Origin of the sequence: Moorena sp. SIO2C4 (assembly GCF_010672485.1) — a bacterium.
Lineage (GTDB): Bacteria > Cyanobacteriota > Cyanobacteriia > Cyanobacteriales > Coleofasciculaceae > Moorena > Moorena producens.
Genome location: NZ_JAAHGN010001115.1, coordinates 1 through 2,390 on the forward strand (window position 1 = coordinate 1; position 2,390 = coordinate 2,390).

A 2,390-nucleotide genomic window follows, 5' to 3' on the forward strand; every position below is an offset into this window, starting at 1 on the left:
TGGGGACGGATGGGTATTGATGCTACTACTAAGATTCCACCGGAAACGGAACATGAATGGGGCGCAACTTTGGAGTCTGATGGGGATGTAGCAGCGATGGTAGATAGGCGTTGGGCTGAGTATGGGTTAGGGGATTTGGATCTCAAGGATGTTGATCCCAATTTGTTTGGGTATGATATGTAATTTATAGGTAAGCGGTCAGCTTCAAATAGATGACTAGAAAGCGTTGCTGAATCTTCGGATGAATAGCAGTAGAGTGGGCATCCTGCCCGCGCGAAAATATCTTGAAAGTAGAGTGGGCATCCTGCCCGCGCCAAAATATATTGAAACTGGCAAGATGCCAGTTCTACCAAGATGCCAGTTCTACCAAGATGCCAGTTCTACCAAGATGCCAGTTCTACCAAGATGCCCATTCTACAGGTGCGACCCGTGGCGAATTTAATTCTTAATCCGAAACTGGCAAGATGCCAGTTCCACCAAGATGCCCATTCTACAGGTGCGACCCAAGGGCGATTTACTCGCCCATTGGAAAGCGCACCTACTCTTACAATCATTCAATAATTAAGCAATGCCTACTAAAAAGCGATTGACCGTAGGTCACGCTAAGCGAGTCACGCGATCGCATATAAGCTGTTAAGCATTTATTTTGATCGCTCACAAGCCTTGCTGTAAGAGGTCTAGGCTTCAAAAATCCCAATTTAAATGCGTGTCAGCTTATCTCCTAAGGGCTTCTATCTCAACTCATCCCCTGGGATAGGTTCTGTATCTGGTACTGATGCTAATATTGCATCAAAACGCTTGTAATCAGCTTTGTCAGCATAACTCTGCAATAGTTTTGTAACTTTATGAGCTTCCATTTTTTCCGTAACAGCACTCAGTAACCACTGCTCGATAGAAACTTGATTTTCTGCAGCAAGACGTTGAATTTCCTTCAACAAGGTCTCAGGTAATTCTAAAGGATAATAACTCATTCTGTAACTTGCTCCTGTAAATTGAGAGAGTGAACCAACTCTCCTGGTCGAATAACTTCAATCCCGAAATATTTGGCAGCTGGCAAAAAATCTTGTACATTAAAAGTGACAATAGCTTGGGCTTGAGCATTAATCGCACATTCCAAAACCATTTCATCATCTGGATCACTTAACTGAGGTCGCCACTTCCAATAAATTTGGATGGGTCTGAAGACATCCGCAAGCACACCTAAAATCACGTCAACATCTTCTGATGTGGTCCAAAAATTCTGTAGGTTTTCATCTCGCTTTAAAACTTCAGCATATTCTAGAAACAATGCTTGAGAAACTCCACCTAAAATTAATCCTTGACGAATGGCTTTCAAGATTAAAAAGCTAGCACCTCGTCGAGAACGTAATGCAGCGACAAAAATATTAGTATCAAAGACATACATACATATTTGTTTTTTAACCACTGCATCAACTTTACATTTGTATTATAGCGGTTTTTAATTCAGTGAGGTACAGAGTACTGGGTTTTAGGCAACAGCTGATCTGGGAACAGAAAAGAGGCAAGAGGGAAAAAAGCCTGTGTACCTTATTAGACTAAAAACCGCTATACGCACGATTTTTCCCTACTCCCTACTCCCTACTCCCTACTCCCGATTCCCTAAAGCGCTTCACCAATCAACGTAAATGCCGCCCAATCTTTCGGATTACCTGACTTCGGAATCATAGTCAACATCGCTTGGCGCAACGCTTGAGCTTTATCCCCTGTGCGGTTAAGATTCCGATAAAACTCGGTCATCAATTCTGTGGTTTTATCATCAGGGATTGACCACAAGGAAACCATCACACTGGGAACACCCGCTGCAACTAAGGAACGAGATAAACCAATAACCCCCTCACTGTTGATGTGACCGACTCCGGTCTCGCAGGCACTGACTACTACTAGTTCCGCACTGAGTTTCATCTTAAAGATTTCTTCAGCAGTTAGTAGTCCGTTTTCTTCTACAGAAGGAGCCAAGGCGATCGCACTCCCAATACCTGAGATACGAGTGGGAGCAAACAACCCATTAAGCATAGGTAGTTAGGTAGCAAGCTTTAAGACTAATCAAAGAAAGTAAAATACCACGTCAAAATCCGGATTACCTCACCCTCTACAGTTGAGGGGATCATGGGAACAGGGAATAATGGGAGCAATAGGTAAGTGCTGTATATAATAGCCTATGCTGTGGATAGCCATTATTAAGGCGAATCATTCTAAGTATCCTGATTATTCTATCGGAGCTGGGGAGGGAGCGATCGCCTTTGGCGATCACTGAAAGGGGCTGCCCAAGGGCAGATAGCCCCCATAATTCTTATACATAACCACTTAACGATAGGATGAACTTAGCTGGCTGGTTTCCTCAGTTTCTTATTCTTCGGTATTGTCATTTG

4 protein-coding genes and 1 pseudogene are annotated in these 2,390 nt (G+C 43.3%); 2 read left to right on the plus strand and 3 right to left on the minus strand.

Annotated features, from left to right (window positions below; all coding sequences use genetic code 11):
* Positions 1 to 183: pseudogene (locus F6K20_RS34395) on the plus strand (UbiD family decarboxylase); the annotation flags it as partial.
* Positions 184 to 354: 171 nt separating this feature from the next.
* Positions 355 to 561 carry a hypothetical protein gene (locus F6K20_RS34400; protein ID WP_131827004.1) on the plus strand — a complete coding sequence of 69 codons (207 nt, stop codon included), beginning with the start codon at positions 355 to 357 and terminating at the stop codon, positions 559 to 561.
* A gap of 170 nt (positions 562 to 731) precedes the next feature.
* Here F6K20_RS34400 and F6K20_RS34405 read toward each other — a convergent pair whose 3' ends face one another.
* The 3 genes from F6K20_RS34405 to F6K20_RS34415 all read right to left on the minus strand — a co-directional run bounded on the left by F6K20_RS34405 (position 732) and on the right by F6K20_RS34415 (position 2,034).
* Positions 732 to 971 carry a hypothetical protein gene (locus tag F6K20_RS34405; RefSeq protein ID WP_008178857.1) on the minus strand — a complete coding sequence of 80 codons (240 nt, stop codon included), beginning with the start codon at positions 969 to 971 and terminating at the stop codon, positions 732 to 734.
* Positions 968 to 1,405 carry a putative toxin-antitoxin system toxin component, PIN family gene (locus F6K20_RS34410; protein ID WP_008178855.1) on the minus strand — a complete coding sequence of 146 codons (438 nt, stop codon included), beginning with the start codon at positions 1,403 to 1,405 and terminating at the stop codon, positions 968 to 970. The genes F6K20_RS34405 and F6K20_RS34410 overlap by 4 nt, the downstream gene beginning before the upstream one ends.
* A gap of 215 nt (positions 1,406 to 1,620) precedes the next feature.
* Positions 1,621 to 2,034 (minus strand): CHAT domain-containing protein, encoded by a 414-nt coding sequence (locus F6K20_RS34415; RefSeq protein ID WP_008178853.1) that lies wholly within the window; start codon positions 2,032 to 2,034, stop codon positions 1,621 to 1,623.
* Between the last annotated feature and the right edge of the window lie 356 nt (positions 2,035 to 2,390).

Bases quoted from the DNA above. Each gene is read 5' to 3' on its own strand.
- F6K20_RS34410 (WP_008178855.1), bottom strand. From the start codon at position 1,405: ATGTATGTCTTTGATACTAATATTTTTGTCGCTGCATTACGTTCTCGA.
- F6K20_RS34415 (WP_008178853.1), bottom strand. From the start codon at position 2,034: ATGCTTAATGGGTTGTTTGCTCCCACTCGTATCTCAGGTATTGGGAGT.
- F6K20_RS34405 (WP_008178857.1), bottom strand. From the start codon at position 971: ATGAGTTATTATCCTTTAGAATTACCTGAGACCTTGTTGAAGGAAATT.
- F6K20_RS34400 (WP_131827004.1), top strand. From the start codon at position 355: ATGCCAGTTCTACCAAGATGCCAGTTCTACCAAGATGCCAGTTCTACC.